Genomic DNA, 882 nt, shown 5'->3' with positions numbered 1-882 from the left:
TGGCAGGGAGGAAGTAAAATGAGTCAGCAGCATGATTACGTCATAGGAAAAAACGCGGTCATCGAAACATTAAAGTCCGGCCGGGAATTGTATAAGCTGTGGATGGCGGAAAACACAGTGAAGGGACAGGCTCAGCAAGTCGTCGATCTCGCCGCCAAAAAAGGCGTCACGATTCATTATGTCCCAAGAAAAAAACTCGATCAAATGGTTTCCGGACAGCATCAAGGCGTCGTCGCCCAGGTAGCGGCTTACGAGTATGCCGAGCTGGATGATCTTTTTCAAAAGGCCGAAGACAGAAATGAACAGCCGTTTATCCTTGTATTAGACGAAATTGAGGATCCGCACAACCTGGGCTCTATTATGCGCACCGCAGACGCGGTCGGGGCTCACGGCATCGTCATTCCGAAAAGGCGCGCGGTCGGCCTTACAACGACTGTCGCCAAAGCCTCGACAGGAGCCATCGAACATATTCCGGTCGTCAAGGTGACCAATCTGTCGCGGACCCTGGAAGAAATGAAGGGACGGGGCATTTGGGTCGTCGGTACCGATGCGTCTGGACAACAGGACTACAGGTCGCTGGACGGAAATATGCCGCTTGCGCTTGTCATCGGCAGCGAAGGAAAAGGCATGGGAAGGCTTGTTAAAGAGAAATGTGATTTTCTCATTCGCCTGCCGATGGCGGGAAAGGTCACATCCCTGAACGCCTCAGTTGCAGCCGGCCTGCTGATGTATGAAGTGTACCGGAAACGAAGCCCTCTGGGAGAATAGACGGAATGGACATCCTGTTGGTCGACGGTTATAACATGATTGGGGCTTGGCCTCAGCTGAAAGATTTAAAAGAAAACAGTTTTGAAGAAGCAAGGGACCTGTTGATTCAGAAGA

2 protein-coding genes are annotated in these 882 nt (G+C 51.5%); both read left to right on the top strand.

Annotation, left to right across the window (positions count from 1 at the left end):
- Positions 1-18 precede the first annotated feature (18 nt).
- Positions 19-768 (top strand): 23S rRNA (guanosine(2251)-2'-O)-methyltransferase RlmB, encoded by a 750-nt coding sequence (gene rlmB, locus ACWHAR_RS24745; protein WP_003178285.1) that lies wholly within the window; start codon positions 19-21, stop codon positions 766-768.
- A 5-nt stretch (positions 769-773) separates the two neighbouring features.
- Positions 774-882: NYN domain-containing protein (locus ACWHAR_RS24740; RefSeq protein WP_452088138.1), on the top strand; the 109-nt coding region annotated here is incomplete at its 3' end.

The organism is Bacillus sp. LR--39 (assembly GCF_053613335.1).
The sequence above is the reverse complement of the archived record's forward strand: the minus strand, read 5'-3'. Positions and strand labels throughout refer to the sequence as shown.

Bases quoted from the DNA above. Each gene is read 5' to 3' on its own strand.
- rlmB (WP_003178285.1), top strand. From the start codon at position 19: ATGAGTCAGCAGCATGATTACGTCATAGGAAAAAACGCGGTCATCGAA.